This is a genomic window from Pseudomonas sp. GW821-FHT05H12, assembly GCF_059419385.1.
On record NZ_JBWKRS010000064.1, the window covers coordinates 1 to 17,235 of the forward strand.

General features: G+C 62.1%; 13 protein-coding genes. 10 read left to right on the plus strand and 3 right to left on the minus strand.

What is annotated here, in order from left to right; genetic code table 11:
- Window positions 1-315 precede the first annotated feature (315 nt).
- Window positions 316-3,213 (minus strand): ribonucleoside-diphosphate reductase subunit alpha, encoded by a 2,898-nt coding sequence (locus tag AC07SU_RS29855; RefSeq protein WP_494999140.1) that lies wholly within the window; start codon window positions 3,211-3,213, stop codon window positions 316-318.
- 758 nt (window positions 3,214-3,971) lie between these two features.
- On the opposite strand from AC07SU_RS29855, the gene AC07SU_RS29860 reads away from it, so the two are divergent.
- Together AC07SU_RS29860 and AC07SU_RS29865 are read left to right on the plus strand one after the other, a co-directional pair.
- Window positions 3,972-4,697, plus strand: coding sequence for a response regulator (locus tag AC07SU_RS29860; protein ID WP_494999141.1), 726 nt, complete (start codon window positions 3,972-3,974; stop codon window positions 4,695-4,697).
- A complete protein-coding gene (locus AC07SU_RS29865) occupies window positions 4,694-6,304 on the plus strand; it encodes an ATP-binding protein (protein WP_494999142.1) in 1,611 nt (536 codons plus the stop codon). Before AC07SU_RS29860 ends, AC07SU_RS29865 begins: the two co-directional genes overlap by 4 nt.
- An 87-nt stretch (window positions 6,305-6,391) precedes the next feature.
- Here the strand turns inward: AC07SU_RS29865 and AC07SU_RS29870 are convergent, their stop codons facing one another.
- Complete coding sequence (locus tag AC07SU_RS29870) at window positions 6,392-7,105, minus strand: 4'-phosphopantetheinyl transferase family protein (RefSeq protein WP_494999143.1); 714 nt, start codon at window positions 7,103-7,105, stop codon at window positions 6,392-6,394.
- A gap of 137 nt (window positions 7,106-7,242) precedes the next feature.
- On the opposite strand from AC07SU_RS29870, the gene AC07SU_RS29875 reads away from it, so the two are divergent.
- From AC07SU_RS29875 to AC07SU_RS29885, 3 genes are read left to right on the plus strand one after another with little or no spacing between them, the layout of a single operon-like run.
- Window positions 7,243-7,551, plus strand: a complete 309-nt coding sequence (locus AC07SU_RS29875) for a hypothetical protein (protein ID WP_176997937.1) — start codon at window positions 7,243-7,245, stop codon at window positions 7,549-7,551.
- Window positions 7,552-7,569: 18 nt separating this feature from the next.
- Entirely contained in the window at window positions 7,570-8,247 is a 678-nt protein-coding gene (locus AC07SU_RS29880) for a response regulator (RefSeq protein WP_010208358.1), read from the plus strand.
- Window positions 8,244-9,590: an ATP-binding protein gene (locus AC07SU_RS29885; protein ID WP_494999144.1), complete on the plus strand. Its 1,347-nt coding sequence runs from the start codon at window positions 8,244-8,246 to the stop codon at window positions 9,588-9,590. The genes AC07SU_RS29880 and AC07SU_RS29885 overlap by 4 nt, the downstream gene beginning before the upstream one ends.
- A 242-nt stretch (window positions 9,591-9,832) precedes the next feature.
- Here the strand turns inward: AC07SU_RS29885 and AC07SU_RS29890 are convergent, their stop codons facing one another.
- On the minus strand, window positions 9,833-10,831 hold the full coding sequence (locus tag AC07SU_RS29890; RefSeq protein ID WP_494999145.1) for an AraC family transcriptional regulator: 999 nt from the start codon (window positions 10,829-10,831) through the stop codon (window positions 9,833-9,835).
- A gap of 339 nt (window positions 10,832-11,170) precedes the next feature.
- Here AC07SU_RS29890 and AC07SU_RS29895 point away from each other — a divergent pair, with 339 nt between their 5' ends.
- From AC07SU_RS29895 to AC07SU_RS29915, 5 genes are all read left to right on the plus strand, one after another.
- Window positions 11,171-12,502 (plus strand): dicarboxylate/amino acid:cation symporter, encoded by a 1,332-nt coding sequence (locus AC07SU_RS29895; protein WP_176997934.1) that lies wholly within the window; start codon window positions 11,171-11,173, stop codon window positions 12,500-12,502.
- Between the two features lie 254 nt (window positions 12,503-12,756).
- Window positions 12,757-13,227, plus strand: a complete 471-nt coding sequence (locus AC07SU_RS29900) for a (2Fe-2S)-binding protein (protein ID WP_176997933.1) — start codon at window positions 12,757-12,759, stop codon at window positions 13,225-13,227.
- Window positions 13,224-15,545 (plus strand): xanthine dehydrogenase family protein molybdopterin-binding subunit, encoded by a 2,322-nt coding sequence (locus tag AC07SU_RS29905; RefSeq protein WP_494999146.1) that lies wholly within the window; start codon window positions 13,224-13,226, stop codon window positions 15,543-15,545. The genes AC07SU_RS29900 and AC07SU_RS29905 overlap by 4 nt, the downstream gene beginning before the upstream one ends.
- Entirely contained in the window at window positions 15,545-16,531 is a 987-nt protein-coding gene (locus AC07SU_RS29910) for an XdhC family protein (RefSeq protein WP_494999147.1), read from the plus strand. The genes AC07SU_RS29905 and AC07SU_RS29910 overlap by 1 nt, the downstream gene beginning before the upstream one ends.
- Window positions 16,528-17,121: a nucleotidyltransferase family protein gene (locus AC07SU_RS29915; RefSeq protein ID WP_494999148.1), complete on the plus strand. Its 594-nt coding sequence runs from the start codon at window positions 16,528-16,530 to the stop codon at window positions 17,119-17,121. The genes AC07SU_RS29910 and AC07SU_RS29915 overlap by 4 nt, the downstream gene beginning before the upstream one ends.
- Window positions 17,122-17,235: the final 114 nt, after the last annotated feature.

Consider the following 17,235-nt stretch of genomic DNA (forward strand, 5'->3'; position numbering starts at 1 on the left):
CGAGCCGATGTGCAGCGTTATGTCTCACGCTACAACATCACTAGGCCCCACAGTTACAACGATTACCGGTCGCCGGTTGTCAGGGAGAGACTGGCGGCATGAACCTTAAATGGTGTCCAAGAATACTTGACCAGTTCAGATTGCCTGCGATAGCTATGTGGCTGATACACCGCTATCGCCGGCAAGCCAGCTCCCACAGGTGATTGCATGTCCAAACAGAGGCCCGTGCCACGCCCATAAAAGAAAACCCCCGGCAAGCCCGGAGGCTTGGCGGGGGTTCTCGGGTAGGCGCCTTTGCGCGCCTACCGGCTCAGCTTACTGGCAAGCTTCGCAATCCGGCTCGTCGATCGCGCAGGCTTTTGGCACTGGCGCCGGACCGGCTGGAGCGGCGAGAACCGAGTCGTCACCGTGGTTGCCGCCGCTGGAAACAGCGTTCAGCTTACCGGTGTTGATGGTCGACTTCTCGGTGCTGGTCGCAGCCAGGGCACGGAGGTAGTAAGTGGTTTTCAGGCCACGGTACCACGCCATGCGGTAGGTCACGTCCAGCTTCTTGCCCGAAGCGCCGGCGATGTACAGGTTCAGGGACTGAGCCTGGTCGATCCACTTCTGACGACGGCTGGCGGCGTCAACGATCCACTTGGTGTCCACTTCGAAGGCGGTCGCGTAGAGCTCTTTGAGTTCTTGCGGGATGCGCTCGATCTGCTGCACGGAACCGTCGTAGTACTTCAGGTCGTTGATCATGACCGAGTCCCACAGGCCGCGGGCTTTCAGGTCGCGGACCAGGTACGGGTTGATCACGGTGAATTCGCCCGACAGGTTCGATTTCACATACAGGTTCTGATAGGTCGGTTCGATCGACTGCGACACGCCAGTGATGTTGGCGATGGTGGCGGTCGGTGCGATGGCCATGATGTTGGAGTTACGAATACCTTTCTGCACACGGGCACGTACCGGCGCCCAGTCCAGGGATTCGTTCAGGTCAACGTCGATGTACTTCTGGCCACGGGCTTCGATCAGGATCTGTTGCGAATCCAGCGGCAGGATGCCTTTGGACCACAGCGAACCCTGGAACGTCTCGTAGGCGCCGCGCTCGTCGGCCAGGTCGCAGGAAGCCTGGATCGCGTAGTAGCTGACCGCTTCCATGGACTTGTCGGCGAACTCGACCGCAGCATCCGAACCGTAAGGAATGTGCTGCAGGTACAGCGCGTCCTGGAAGCCCATGATGCCCAAGCCAACCGGACGGTGCTTGAAGTTGGAGTTCTGCGCCTGTGGCACCGAGTAGTAGTTGATGTCGATCACGTTATCGAGCATGCGAACGGCGGTGTTGACGGTACGCTCCAGCTTGGCGGTGTCCAGCTTGCCGTTGACGATGTGGTTCGGCAGGTTGATCGAGCCCAGGTTGCAAACGGCGATCTCGTCCTTGTTGGTGTTCAAGGTGATCTCGGTGCACAGGTTCGAGCTGTGGACCACGCCCACGTGCTGCTGCGGGCTGCGCAGGTTGCACGGGTCTTTGAAGGTCAGCCATGGGTGGCCGGTTTCAAACAGCATGGACAGCATTTTGCGCCACAGGTCTTTGGCCTGGATGGTCTTGAACAGCTTGACCTTGCCTGGGTACTCGGTGAGGGCTTCGTAGTACTCGTAGCGCTCTTCGAAGGCTTTACCGGTCAGGTCGTGCAGGTCCGGCACTTCGGAGGGCGAGAACAGGGTCCACTTGCCGTCATCGAAGACACGCTTCATGAACAGGTCAGGGATCCAGTTGGCGGTGTTCATGTCGTGGGTACGACGACGGTCATCACCGGTGTTCTTGCGCAGCTCGATGAACTCTTCGATGTCCATGTGCCAGGTTTCCAGGTAGGCACACACAGCGCCTTTGCGCTTGCCACCCTGGTTCACGGCGACGGCGGTGTCGTTCACCACTTTCAGGAACGGTACAACGCCCTGGGACTTGCCATTGGTGCCCTTGATGTACGAACCCAGTGCACGCACCGGGGTCCAGTCGTTGCCCAGGCCGCCGGCGAATTTGGACAACATGGCGTTGTCGTGGATCGCGTGGTAGATGCCCGACAGGTCATCCGGCACGGTGGTCAGGTAGCAGCTGGACAGCTGTGGACGCAGGGTGCCGGCGTTGAACAGGGTCGGGGTCGACGACATGTAGTCGAAGGACGACAGCAGGTTGTAGAACTCGATCGCACGGTCTTCTTTGTGCTTCTCTTCGATCGCCAGGCCCATGGCCACGCGCATGAAGAACACTTGCGGCAGTTCGAAGCGGATACCGTCCTTGTGGATGAAGTAACGGTCGTACAGGGTTTGCAGGCCCAGGTAGGTGAACTGCTGGTCACGCTCGTGGTTGATCGCCTTGCCCAGTTTTTCCAGGTCGAAGGTGGCCAGAACCGGGTTCAGCAATTCGAATTCGATACCCTTGGCGATGTAGGCCGGCAGGGCTTTGGCGTACAGGTCGGCCATCTCGTGGTGAGTGGCGCTGTCGGCGACTTTCAGGAAGCCCAGGCCTTCGGCACGCAGGGTGTCCATCAGCAGGCGCGCAGTCACGAACGAGTAGTTCGGCTCGCGTTCAACCAGGGTACGGGCGGTCATCACCAGAGCGGTGTTGACGTCGGTCAGGGCCACGCCGTCGTACAGGTTTTTCAGGGTTTCGCGCTGGATCAGGTCACCATCGACTTCTTCCAGGCCTTCGCAGGCCTCGGTGATGATGGTGTTCAGGCGGCCCAGGTCCAGCGGTGCAAAGCTGCCGTCGGCCAGGGTGATGCGGATCGATGGGTGAGCTTGTACCGCAGCTTCTTCAGCTGGGGAGCGCACGGCACGCTCTTTGGCGCGCGAGTCGCGGTAGATCACGTAGTCGCGGGCGACTTTCTGCTCGCCGGCACGCATCAGGGCCAGTTCGACCTGGTCCTGGATTTCTTCGATGTGGATGGTGCCGCCCGACGGCATGCGACGCTTGAAGGTCGCGGTGACTTGTTCGGTCAGGCGGGCAACGGTGTCGTGGATGCGCGACGAGGCAGCAGCGGTGCCACCTTCAACTGCAAGAAACGCTTTGGTGATGGCGACGGTGATTTTGTCATCGGTGTAAGGAACGACAGTGCCGTTACGCTTGATCACTCGCAATTGGCCGGGTGCGGTGGCGGACAGATCCAGGTTCGAATCAGCGGCCTGCGGCACGGAGCCTTGCGGGTTCTCGCGAGTTGTGTCGGTTTGCATGGGGGGTTGTCTCCACATTCTATATTTATTTGGGCACCATCAAGGTGCCCACCGTTCCGTCCTGAAGCACTTACAACAGGCCAAGGGCCTGGCATAACAACTTCGGGACAGGAGGAAGGGAGCTGTTCGCGCCGCTTCCATGCCGAAGTCTTCGGTTCGGGGCTGAAAAGCCCTTGACCGTATTCCTGGTGGGTGACAGTTGCCCGCTTCAAGCACTGCAACACCCGTACCGTTTTCTGCCCGTTGGGCTGGAAAACGCTTGCCATCCGCGTGCGCGGTTTGGGCTTTCAAAAAATGCTTTGGTTCAACCAAACGGGCGCAAGAAACCTCTTGAATTTCTTGTCTGATCTGTGTTTGGTTTTTCGCTTAAAACCCTACATGTAGGGTTTTTTTAGCGTCGAGGTACAAGATAATGCGTTTTTGGGGGCTTAGCAACGCACTACCTGTGGATAACGCTGTGGGTAAAATGTGTATGAAACGTGGAACACCCGTGTAGGCCGCACTACTGCTGGATTCGGCCGTTTGTCACTGAATATTCCAAGGTAAAAACAGCGGGTTGGATTTTTGAGGGCGCGAACCCTATCACAAAAAAACGCGATCACCGAATGGATTTCCAGGCTTGTGTTAGGGGACTGGCCCGTGGCTACAATCGGCATCCGTTATGCCCTCAAAACATGACAAACAGGGTATGACCGATGGAGATCAAACTGTGGATCTCCACGGGTCAGAAGAACTTCTAATAACAATGAGGACCACCCGTGGAGCAAGAAGCCTGGCAAATACTGATCGTCGAGGACGACGAGCGTCTCGCCGAGTTGACCCGTGATTACCTGGAGAGCAACGGCCTGCGCGTCTCGGTGGAAAGCGACGGGGCCCGGGCGGCGGCACGCATCGTCGCCGAACAGCCAGACCTGGTCATTCTCGACCTGATGCTGCCCGGCGAAGACGGCTTGAGCATCTGCCGCAACGTGCGTGAGCGCTACGACGGGGTGATCCTGATGCTGACCGCGCGCACCGACGATATGGACCAGGTCCTCGGCCTGGACATGGGCGCTGACGACTACGTGTGCAAGCCCGTGCGCCCACGCCTGTTGCTGGCGCGTATCCAGGCGTTGCTGCGGCGCAGTGAACCGGCCGAACCGACCAGCGTGGAAAACCAGCGCCGCCTGCAATTCGGCCCGTTGGTGGTGGACAACGCCCTGCGCGAAGCCTGGTTGCATGAAGGCGGTATCGAATTGACCAGCGCCGAGTTCGACCTGTTGTGGCTGCTGGTGGCGAATGCCGGGCGCATCCTCTCCCGCGAAGAAATCTTCATCGCCCTGCGTGGCATTGGCTATGACGGCCAGGACCGCTCCATCGATGTGCGCATCTCGCGCATCCGGCCCAAGATCGGCGACGACCCGATCCACCCACGTTTGATCAAGACCATCCGCAGCAAAGGCTACCTGTTCGTCCCCGAAGCCGCCGCCGACCTGTCGCTGTGAACTCGATCTTCCTGCGCATCTACGGCGGCATGTGCGCCGCGCTGATCCTGGTGGCGCTGCTTGGCGTACTGGCCCTGCACCTGCTCAACGAGGTGCGCAGCGGCCAATACCGCGAGCGCCTGGCCCACGGCACCTTTGCCTTGATGGGTGACAACCTGCAACCCATGAGCGCCATCGAACGCCAGCGCGCCTTGGCGGTGTGGGAGCGCTTGCTGGGGATCCCCCTGGAGCTGCGCCCCCTGGCCGATGCGCAACTGGACCTGAGCCAACGCAACCGCCTGCAACGTGGCCAGGTGCTGGTGGAACAGACCGGGCCTCACGCCGCACGGGTGTTGCGCCTGGTCAGCGAGCAGGATCAGCTGGTGCTCACCGGCGAAGTGCAGCAAATCAGCGAGCAATTGGCCCGCGCCACTATTTATCTGCTGGCTGATGAGCTGGTGCGCTTTCCCGTCGCCGAGCAGCCGCAAAAACTGGCAGACATAAAAGAAGCCAAGGGCTTTGGTTTTGATATGCACCTCATGACCCTGAATGAGGCTGACATGGACGACGACCAGCGCCGCCGCGTATCCGAGGGCGATACGGTGATGGCCCTGGGCAAGGGCGGTGATTCGATCCGTGTGTTCGCCGGCATGGTCGGCACGCCGTGGGTGCTGGAGATCGGCCCGTTGTACCAGATGAACCCGTACCCGCCGCAATGGCTGATCCTGATCGCGCTGATCAGCCTGACCCTGATCGGCCTGATCGTCTATTTACTGGTGCGTCAGCTGGAACGCCGTCTCAAAGGCCTGGAAGCCGCGGCCACTCGCATTGCCAAGGGCAACCTCGAAGTGCGCGTGCCGGCCCGGGGCGCAGACTCGGTCGGGCGCCTGGCCGCCGCCTTTAATGGCATGGCCGAGCACCTGCAGCAATTGCTGGCGATCCAGCGTGAATTGGTGCGCGCGGTGTCCCACGAGTTGCGCACGCCGGTAGCGCGCTTGCGCTTTGGCCTGGAAATGGTCGGCGACGCTACGACGCCTGAAGCGCGGCGCAAATACCTGGAAGGCATGGACAGCGATATCCAGGACCTCGATGGCCTGGTGGATGAAATGCTCACCTATGCACGCTTGGAACAGGGTGCGCCCGAGCTGAATTTCCAGCGCGTCGACCTCAGCGCGTTGCTCGATCAGGTGATCGGCGAATTATCGCCACTGCGTCCGCAAGTCTCCGTGAGTCGTGGTATTTGCCTGTCATCGGCGCATTGGGATGACGCGTGGGTCGACGCCGAACCGCGTTACTTGCACCGCGCCTTGCAAAACCTGGTGAGCAACGCCATGCGTCATGCCCAGGGCCAGGTGTTGATCAGTTATCAGGTGGGCCAGGTGCGTTGCCGCATCGACGTGGAAGACGACGGCCCCGGCGTGCCGGAAAGCGCCTGGGAGCGCATCTTCACGCCGTTCCTGCGTCTGGACGACAGCCGCACGCGGGCCTCGGGCGGGCACGGGCTGGGTCTGTCGATTGTGCGGCGGATCATTTATTGGCACGGCGGAAGGGCGTTGATCGGCAAGAGCAACAACTTGGGTGGGGCGTGCTTCAGCCTGAGTTGGCCCAGGGATCAGGATAAAGGCTGACACCGCTATCGCCGGCAAGCCGGCTCCTACAGGGGAACGCATTCCCGACTCAACTGTAGGAGCCGGCTTGCCGGCGATGGCGATTCATCAGGCGCTGATGGCCACCAGGCTCAACAACTGCTCCCCGTCCACCGCAAACTGCCCCACCAATTCCTTGCCATGGCACCATTCTTCGGACAAGTCCGTCAGTAGTCGCAACCGCACCCGGCCCGACGACCACTCCACCACCTCGGCATGCTCAAAGTAAAAGCGCTTCTGCACAATCGGGTAGAGCGCCTTGAACAAGCTTTCCTTGACCGAAAACGTCAGCGTCACCCCTAAAGCAATCTGCTCACGCGGCACGCTGGCCATGCGTTGCAGCTCATCAGCCGTCAGAATTTCCCCTGCCAGGCGCTCCGCCCGTTCCAGGCTTAGCACATTTTCCAGGTCCATCCCCAGCCCGCGCCACTGCGCCTTGTGCCCGACAATCGCTGCCGCGTGCCCGGTGCTGTGGGTGATGGAACCACTGATATGGGCCGGCCAGACCGGCGCCCGGTCGTCGCCGATGGCGGGTACGCAATCCAGTTGATCGAGCTGTTGCAGGGCGGCGCGGGCGCACAGGCGGCCGGCGAGGAATTCGGCCTGGCGCTTGGCCACCGAGCGCTGGATGCTGGCCGGGGGCGGCACGGCGCAGCGCAGGAAATCACCCTGCGCGAGCAGGGTGGGGTCGAAGCGGGTGCTGAGGAACACCGTGCCGGGCAAGGGTTCGGGCAGCGGCCAATGGGCGTCGAGTGGGGTGCAGCAAGCGGGTAGGGGCGTCATGGGTACTATTTTGCTTCAGGTGGCGCGCCGGAGGATAGCCCGTAGCGGTTCAGGCGCGGTTCAGAGCCCGTTCAGGGGGAGTTCAGGGGCGCCTGCGTAGTCTGGCCCTACAGCCAAAACGCGTAGAGGTAAGCCCCATGACTGCGATCAAAAAGCTGATGTTGGCGTTATCCATGCTCAGTGCCACTGCCGGCGTCCAGGCGTCCGACGGTGCCTTCGCGGCATTCGGTAGCGAGAAAACCAAGAAATCCAGCACGTTGATCCAGCGTGTCAGCTTTGAAGAGGTGGGCAGCCAGGCCGCGCCCTGGGGCCAGTCCCTGGGCCTTGCCACGCCGCAACCGGCCTACCGTACCGGCTATGAACACCTGACGGGCCAATACAATGGCATTAAACTGCGCCCGCAAGACCTGCAGGGCCGCTATGATATCCCTCTGTCGGACAGTTGAATCGCCTTGGAGAGCCTTATGAAATTGCTGGTGGTAGAAGATGAGGCGTTGCTGCGTCATCACCTGTTTACCCGCCTGACCGACAGCGGGCATGTGGTCGAAGCCGTGGCCAACGCCGAAGAAGCCTTGTACCAGACCGGGCAATTCAACCATGACCTGGCGATCATCGACCTGGGCCTGCCCGGCATGGGCGGCCTGGACCTGATCCGCCAACTGCGCACACAGGCCAAGACTTTCCCGATCCTGATCCTTACCGCCCGTGGCAACTGGCAGGACAAGGTCGAAGGCCTGGCCGCCGGTGCTGACGACTATGTGGTCAAGCCGTTCCAATTCGAAGAGCTGGAGGCGCGGATGAACGCCTTGCTACGCCGTTCCAGCGGTTTCACCCAGTCGACCATCGTCGCCGGCCCGTTGCTGCTGGACCTCAACCGCAAGCAGGCGTCCCTGGATGAACAGCCTCTGGCGTTGACCGCGTACGAGTACCGCATTCTCGAATACCTGATGCGCCACCATCAGCAGGTGGTCGCCAAGGACCGCCTGATGGAACAGCTTTACCCTGACGATGACGAGCGTGATCCGAATGTCATCGAAGTGCTGGTCGGCCGCCTGCGTCGCAAGCTGGAAGGCCCGGCCGGGTTCAAGCCGATCGACACCGTGCGCGGCCTGGGTTACCTGTTCAATGAGCGCTGCCGTTGATTCGCTCGCTTCGTGTGCGCTTGATGTTGGCGGCCGCCACCCTGGCCGTGTTGTTTATGCTCGGTTTGTTGCCGGCCATGCAAGGGGCGTTCAGCCTGGCGCTGCAGGATTCCATCGAGCAGCGCCTGGCGTCGGATGTCACCACGCTGATTTCAGCGGCACGCGTTGAAAACAACCGCCTGCTGATGCCGGCGCAGTTGCCGGACGAACGCTTCAACCTCACCGATAGCCGCTTGCTCGGCTATATCTACGACCGCGAAGGCCACCTGGTGTGGCGTTCGCGCGCCACCCAGGAAGAAAACATCAACTACAAGCCGCGCTATGACGGGCGCGGCAACGAGTTTGCGCGGATCCGCGAGGCCAACGGCCAGGAATTCTTCGTGTACGACGTCGAGGTCAGGCTGCTGGGCGGCAAGAGCGCGGCATTCAGTATCGTCGCCCTGCAACCGGTGCGCGAATACCAACTGACCCTCGAAGGCCTGCGTGAGAACCTCTACCTGGGGTTCGGCGCGGCCTTGCTGGTGCTGTTGACGCTGTTGTGGCTGGGCCTGACCTGGGGCTTGCAAGCCCTGCGGCGCCTCAGCCAGGAACTGGACCAGATCGAAGGCGGCACCCGTGAAAGCCTCACCGAGGAACACCCGCGTGAGCTGCTGCGCCTGACCGGCTCGCTCAACCGCCTGCTGCACAGCGAGCGCGAGCAACGGGCGCGTTATCGTGACTCCCTCGATGACTTGGCCCACAGCCTGAAAACCCCGTTGGCGGTATTGCAGGGGGTGAGTGAGGACATGGCCCAGCGCCCCGAAGACCGTGGCCAGGCCTGGGTGCTGCAATCGCAGATCGAGCGCATGAGCCAACAGATCGGCTATCAATTGCAGCGCGCGAGCCTGCGCAAGAGCGGCCTGGTACGCCACCAGGTGCGCCTGGAACCGGTGGTGCAAAGCCTGTGCGACACGCTGGACAAGGTGTACCGCGACAAGCGCGTGACCGTGGCCTTCGAGCTGCCCGAGGACTGCGACGTGCCGATAGAGAAGGGCGCCTTGCTTGAGATGCTCGGCAACCTGCTGGAAAACGCCTACCGCCTGTGCCTGAGCGAAGTGCGCATCAGCCTGGTGGAAAGCCTGGAGGGCTCCGAGTTGTGCATTGAAGACGATGGCCCAGGCGTGCCGCCCGACCAACGCGCGCGGATCCTGCAGCGCGGTGAACGCCTGGACCGCCAGCACCCGGGGCAGGGGATCGGGCTGGCGGTGGTCAAGGACATCATAGAGAGCTACGGCGCACGGTTGACCTTGGGGGATTCGCCTTTGGGTGGGGCGGCCTTCAAGATTCATTTTCCGGCGGTGTGATCTCTATTGACCGTGCTGGCCTCATCGCAGGCAAGCCAGCTCCCACATTTTGAACTGTGAACCCCTTCAAGTGTGGGAGCGGGCTTGCTCGCGAAAGCGTCACTCGCATCAATACTCATCTGACGCCATCGCCGGCAAGCCAGCTCCTACAGTTAATGCATTCACACATATTTTGAACGGTGAGCCCCATCACCTGTGGGAGCTGGCTTGCCTGCGAAGAGGCCGGTGCAGGCGACACACCTCTAACTCTCCTGCGCGCGATACGCCCCCGGCGTCACCCCCGTCCACTTCTTGAACGCCCGATGAAACGCCGACGGTTCGGAAAACCCCAGCTGCTCGGCAATCTCCTGCAACGACAAATCCGCCCGCCCCAAATGGTAGATGGCGATGTCCCGCCGCAGCTCATCCTTGAGCGCCTGGTAGCTGGTGCCTTCCTCACGCAAATGCCGACGCAGGGTCTGCGGGCTGATGTGCAGGTGCTGGGCGACGGCCTCCAGGTCTGGCCAGGGCGTGCGGTCGCGGCTGAGCAGGCGGCGCAATTGGCTGCTCAGGCTGTCGCCTTCATCCGGCCGTGACAGCAGGTCGGCGGGGGAGCGTTCGAGAAAGTGCTTGAGGGTGCGTTCGTCCTGCAACAGCGGCAGGCTCAGGTAGCGCCTGGGAAACACGAGGCTGCTGTTCGGTGCGCCGAACACCTGGGGGCAGGGGAACAGCAGGTCATATTCGCCCGCGTGGGCCGGCATCGGGTAACTGAAGGTGGCCTGGTTCAGGCGAATACGCTGGCCGATCAGCCAACTGCCCAAGCGATGCCAGATCACCAGCAGGCATTCGCTGAGGAAGTGATCCGGATCCCACAGTTGCGAGTCGTCCAGGCTCAAGCGGGCCATGTCGCCCTCTCTTGTCAGGTGCCAACGCGGACCCTGCGGGAATAGGCTATAAAAGAGTAAGCCGCGTTCCAGAGCCTTCTCCAAGGTGCGGCAGTGGATGAGTGCGTGGCACATCATGGCGAAGGTGCCGCGTTTGCTCGGCCCCTCGGCGAAGCCCAGGTATTCGTCGTCCAGCGCCAGCCAGAGCATTTGCAACAGCCGGGTAAATTGCTCCGGCGCAATGCGGGCGCGGGGTTCGGTCAGCAGCTCGGGGGGGATGCCCACTTGCTGCAGCAGGCCCGAATAGTCATAACCGGCCCGGCGCGCACCGCCGAGGGCGGCCCGGGCGTAGTGACTGGCGATGGTACGTTCACGCATGTGAGGGCCTCGTCCATGGAGTGGCGGATGTTAGCCATCACCTGCCGGGGCGACAAGGCGGATATCCGCCAATTTGTAGGACAGGATTGGGCGAGCGGGCGGAATTCCGCCACCCTGTTTGGGGGGCTGGCAGGTGGATGAAAACCCCAAGCCCTGATGTCTAAAGGCCTTCAGGGTTTTTAAGGAAAGTGGCACGGCGTTTGCGATAGAGATGACAGCGCAGGCCTGCTTTAAAGGACCTCGCAAACAACAAATCCCTCCAGTGCAGGAGGGTTCGCAATTCAAGTGTCGTGGGCAATGGCGGATCTTTGCCACACGGGACGATTGAGGAACTTTGCAATGACGACTCGTCAGCCACTGTACAAATCCCTGTATTTCCAGGTGATCGTTGCAATCGTTATCGGTATTTTGCTCGGTCACTTCTACCCGCAGACCGGTGTGGCCCTCAAGCCACTGGGTGACGGCTTTATCAAGCTGATCAAAATGGTCATCGCCCCGATCATCTTCTGCACCGTTGTCAGCGGCATCGCTGGCATGCAAAGCATGAAATCGGTCGGCAAGACCGGCGGCTACGCGCTCCTGTACTTCGAAATCGTTTCCACCATAGCCCTGCTGGTAGGCCTGGTCGTGGTCAACGTGATCGAGCCGGGCGCCGGCATGCACATCGACGTTACCAAGCTCGATGCCTCGAAAATCGCCACCTACGTGACTCAAGGTGCGGACCAGAGCGTTGTCGGCTTCATCCTCAACGTGATCCCGAACACCATCGTCGGCGCCTTTGCCAACGGTGACATCCTGCAAGTACTGATGTTCTCGGTGATCTTCGGTTTCGCCCTGCACCGCCTGGGTGCCTACGGCAAGCCGGTACTGGACTTCATCGATCGCTTCGCCCACGTGATGTTCAACATCATCAACATGATCATGAAGCTCGCGCCAATCGGTGCCCTGGGCGCCATGGCGTTTACCATCGGCGCCTACGGTGTAGGTTCCCTGGTGCAACTGGGCCAGCTGATGATCTGCTTCTACATCACCTGCATCCTGTTCGTGGTCGTGGTGCTGGGCGCCATCTGCCGCGCGCACGGTTTCAGCGTGTTGAAGCTGGTTCGCTACATCCGTGAAGAGCTGCTGATCGTACTGGGTACTTCCTCCTCCGAATCCGCACTGCCACGCATGCTGGTCAAGATGGAGCGTCTGGGCGCGAAGAAATCCGTAGTAGGCCTGGTGATTCCAACCGGCTACTCCTTCAACCTCGACGGTACTTCGATCTACCTGACCATGGCTGCCGTGTTCATCGCCCAGGCGACTGACACCCACATGGACATCACCCACCAGATCACCCTGCTGCTGGTGCTGCTGCTGTCCTCCAAAGGCGCTGCAGGCGTGACCGGTTCGGGCTTCATCGTACTGGCTGCCACCCTGTCGGCCGTGGGCCACCTGCCGGTTGCCGGCCTGGCGCTGATCCTGGGTATCGACCGCTTCATGTCCGAAGCCCGTGCACTGACCAACCTGGTGGGTAACGCTGTTGCCACCATCGTTGTGGCCAAGTGGGTCAAGGAACTGGACACCGACAAGCTGCAGCGCGAGCTGGACTCTGGCGGTACCGGTATCTCCGAAACCCGCGAGCTGGATGACCTGGGCGTGGCCGAAGGCCCTGCACCTGTCGTCAAGTAAGTCGCTGATGGCGTGAACTGACGCCCCGGCTACCCACAAACGCCCCGACTTGTTCGGGGCGTTTGCGTTTCTGCCCGGCCACTCCCGGGTTTTTTGGTTTACATTAAGTAAATGCTCCATCAAAGGCCCGGTGAAGACCCGTCTTCACAAGAGAGCCTCCTCAGCCTGAGCCGATCTGCGCGCACCGAACCAGCAAGACCTTTTTGCGCCAGATGGCTCGCCCCTCAACGCAGTGTGAATAGGCGGGCGTGCCCATGATTACCCTGAAACTCAACGGTCAAGACCATCAACTGGATGTCACCGAGGATATGCCGCTGCTGTGGGCGATTCGCGACGTGGCGGGCTACAACGGCACCAAGTTCGGCTGCGGCATGGGCCTGTGCGGCGCCTGCACCATTCACATCGACGGCTCACCGGCACGCAGTTGCATCACCCCGATCGGCTCGGTCAAAGGCCAGGCCATCAGCACCATCGACAACCTGCACACCGATCCCATCGGCCAGGTGGTGCAGCAAGCCTGGCTGGACACCGCCGTGGCCCAGTGCGGCTACTGCCAGGGCGGGCAGATCATGTCGGCCACCGCCTTGCTGAAAACCAACCCCAACCCCAGCGATGAGCAGATCGAAGAGGCAATGGTCGGCAACATCTGCCGTTGCGGCACCTACAACCGTATCAAGACCGCGATCCGCCAGGCATCCACCCACCTGCAGGGGGCCAAGGCATGAGCCAGTTACCTGCTGATTTCGTGCTGAATAACCTCAGCCGCCGTGGCTTCCTCAAAGGTGTGGGCGCCACCGGCGCATTGGTGATCGCCGCCAGTTGGGGCCTGCCCGATGCATTCGCCGCCGATGCCGTGAAGAAATACGGCGGCGACGCCATGCCCAACGGGCTGATCGATGACCCCAAGGTGTACGTCAGCATCGCCACCGACGGCACAGTGACCGTGGTGTGCAACCGTTCGGAGATGGGCCAGGGCGTGCGCACCAGTCTGAGCCTGGTGGTGGCCGATGAAATGGAAGCCGATTGGGCGCACGTGAAAGTCCAGCAGGCGCCGGGCGACGAAGTGCGCTACGGCAACCAGGACACCGACGGCTCACGCAGCATGCGCCACTGGTATGAGCCGATGCGTCGCTGCGGCGCCAGCGTTCGGGCGATGCTTGAACAAGCGGCTGCCGATCAGTGGAAAGTGCCGCTGGCTGAATGCCGGGCGCAGTTGCATAAAGTGATTCACCAGCCAAGCGGCCGTGAGCTGGGGTATGGCGAGCTGGCGGCCGCCGCCGGTGCGCTGGCGGTACCTGCCCGTGACAGCTTGCGCCTCAAGCCAGCGTCGGAATTCCGTTATATCGGCAAGGAAGGCGTCAAGGCCATCGACGGCGCCGACATCGTCAACGGGCGCGCGGTCTACGGCGCGGACGTGCACTTTGACGGCATGCTTTACGCCACCATCGCACGGCCCAAAGTGTATGGCGGCAAGGTCAAATCCTTCGATGCGTCGGCGGCCTTGAAGGTGCCGGGTGTGATCAAGGTGCTGGAAATCGAAAGCCGCCCCTTGCCCTCCGAGTTCCAACCCCTCGGCGGTGTGGCCGTGGTGGCCAGCAACACCTGGGCCGCGATCAAGGGCCGGGACGCGCTGAGCATTGTCTGGGAAGACGGCGTGAATGCCGGCTACAACTCCATCGACTATCGCAAGGAGCTGGAAGCCGCTGCCTTGAAGCCGGGCAAAGTGGTGCGCAACACCGGCACCCTCGACCAGGCCATGGGCGAGGCCGACAGCACTCTGGAAGCCGCCTACTACCTGCCGCATCTGTCGCAATCGCCAATGGAGCCGATGGTCGCCATTGCGCGCTTCGACAAAGGTGAGTGCCAGGCTTGGGGCCCCAGCCAGGCGCCGCAGGTGACCCGCGAGCGCATCGCCGAGCGCCTTGGGCTGCCGTTCGATAACGTGACCTTCAACGTGACCTTGCTGGGTGGTGGCTTCGGGCGCAAATCCAAGCCTGACTTCATCATCGAAGCCGCTGTTCTGGCCAAGGAATTTCCGGGCAAGGCTGTGCGGGTGCAATGGACCCGCGAAGATGACATCCACAACTCGTACTTCCACACCGTGTCGGCCGAGTACCTCAAGGCCGGCCTGAACAAGGATGGCCTGCCGTCGGCCTGGCTGCACCGCACCGTGGCGCCGAGCATCACGGCATTGTTCGCGCCGGGCATGAACCACGAGGCGGCCTTTGAGCTGGGCATGGGCTTTACCAACATGGCCTACGCGATTCCCAATGTGCGCCTGGAAAACCCCGAAGCGGCGGCCCACACCCGCGTCGGCTGGTACCGTTCGGTGTCGAACATCCCTCACGGGTTTGCGATCCAGAGCTTTGTCGATGAGTTGGCCCACAAGGCTGGCCAGGATCCGCTGCAGTACCAGCTCAAGTTGCTCGGGCCGGACCGTCAGATCGATCCCAAGACCCTGAGCGATGAGTGGAACTACGGCGAATCCCCCGAGCGCTACCCGATCGACACCGCACGCCTGCGCGGCGTGCTGGAAACCGCGGCCAAGGCTGCCGGCTGGGGGCGCACGTTGCCCAAGGGGCGTGGCCTGGGCTTAGCGGTGCACTACAGCTTTGTGACGTACGTGGCGGCCGTGATCGAGGTCGAGGTCAAGGGCGATGGCACATTGATCGTGCACAAGGCCGATATTGCCGTGGATTGCGGCCCGCAGATCAACCCGGAGCGCATCCGCTCGCAGTTCGAAGGTGCGTGCGTGATGGGTCTGGGCAACGCGGTGCTGGGCGAGATCAGCTTCAAGGATGGCAAGGTCCAGCAGGACAACTTCCATATGTACGAGGTGGCGCGCATGTCTCTGGCGCCCAAGGAAGTGGCGGTGCACCTGGTGACGCCCAAAGGCGAGGTGCCGTTGGGTGGCGTGGGCGAGCCTGGCGTGCCGCCGATTGCGCCGGCACTGTGCAATGCGATCTTCGCCGCCACCGGCAAGCGTATCCGCAACCTGCCGGTGCGTTACCAGTTGCAAGGCTGGCAAGAGGCGAAGGCCTGATGGACAGCGTGGATCTGAATGTCTTGCGCAGCGTGCTGGAGTGGCGCCGCGCCGGGCAACAGGTGGTGCTGTACAGCGTGGTGCAGACCTGGGGCAGTGCGCCGCGTCCGCCGGGGGCGATGCTGGCCCTGCGCGGTGATGGGGTGGTGATTGGCTCGGTGTCGGGCGGTTGCATCGAGGACGACCTTATTGCGCGCCTGCAGGACGGTCGGCTGGCGGATGACGGGCCACCGGTGCAACTGGTGACCTACGGCGTGACCCGCGACGAGGCCGCCCGATTCGGGCTACCGTGTGGCGGTACGTTGCGCCTGACCGAGGAGCGCGTGGTGGAGTGGGCCTGGGTGGCTGAGCTGCTGGCGCGTTGCGAGGATCATCAGATCGTTGCGCGGGAGCTGGACCTGGCGACCGGTGAAGTCACCCTGAGCGATGCCAGCAAGACGGATGTGGTGAGCTTTGACGGCCAACGCTTGCGTGCCATTTATGGCCCGCGCTGGCGCCTGTTGTTGATCGGTGCCGGGCAACTGTCGCGTTATGTCGCCGAGATGGCGCGGCTGCTGGACTTTGATGTGCTGATCTGTGACCCGCGTGAAGAGTTTGTCTACGGTTGGGAGGAACAGCAGGGTCGCTTCGTGCCGGGAATGCCGGATGAAGCGGTGCTGAATATCCAGACCGATGAACGCACCGCGATTGTCTGTCTGACCCATGACCCGCGTCTGGATGACATGGCCTTGCTCACGGCATTGAATTCCAGGGCGTTCTACATTGGCGCGCTGGGGTCGCGGGTTAACAGCCAGAAACGTCGGGAAAACCTGGCGCAGCTCGGCCTGTCGGCGGAGGCGATTGCGCGCCTGCACGGGCCGATCGGCGTGTATATCGGCAGCCACACCCCGGCGGAAATCGCTTTGTCGCTGATGGCGGAAATTGTCGCGATCAAGAATGGCGTGGCGGCGGTGCAGAAAAAACCGCTGTCGGTGCTGGCCGAGTGACAGTCACGGCGATTGTGCTGGCGGCAGGGCAGGGCAGGCGTTTTCGCGCTGAAGCGGGGGCGGATAAGGATAAATTGCTGGCCGATTGCACGAGCCGGGATGGCGTAACGCGAGCGGTCATCGAGCAGGTGCTGGCGAATTTGCCTGCGCGCGTGGCACGGCGTCTGTTGGTGACCTCGCCTGAGCGTACGGAAGTGATTCGACTGGCCAAGGCCTATGGCTGTGAGGTTTTGCTGCTGCACTCGGCCGGCATGGGCGAGAGCATCGCTGCAGCAGTGGCGGCCAGTGGTTCGGCTGACGGTTGGCTGGTGGTTTTGGGGGATATGCCGTTTATTCAGGCGTCGACTATCGAGCAGGTGGTCGAGGGGCTGGAAGTGGATCGCATCCACGTCCCGGTGCAGGCGGGGCAGTATGGGCATCCGGTGGCGTTTGGTCGTGCGTTCGGGCCGGGGTTGACGGCGTTGGCGGGTGATCGCGGCGCTCGGTCGCTGTTTGCCGCTGGCGCTGTCAGGGAGATCCTAGTGGATGATCCTGGCGTGTTGTGGGATGTCGACTTGCCCTCCCTCTTGAGCTACACCCTCACCTCCTGAACTGCCCTCCAGGTCCTGAATTGTCCCCGACCCTGTAGGAGCGGGGGGGGGGGGGGGGGGGGGGGGGGGGGGGGGGGGGGGGGGGGGGGGGGGGGGGGGGGGGGGGGGGGGGGG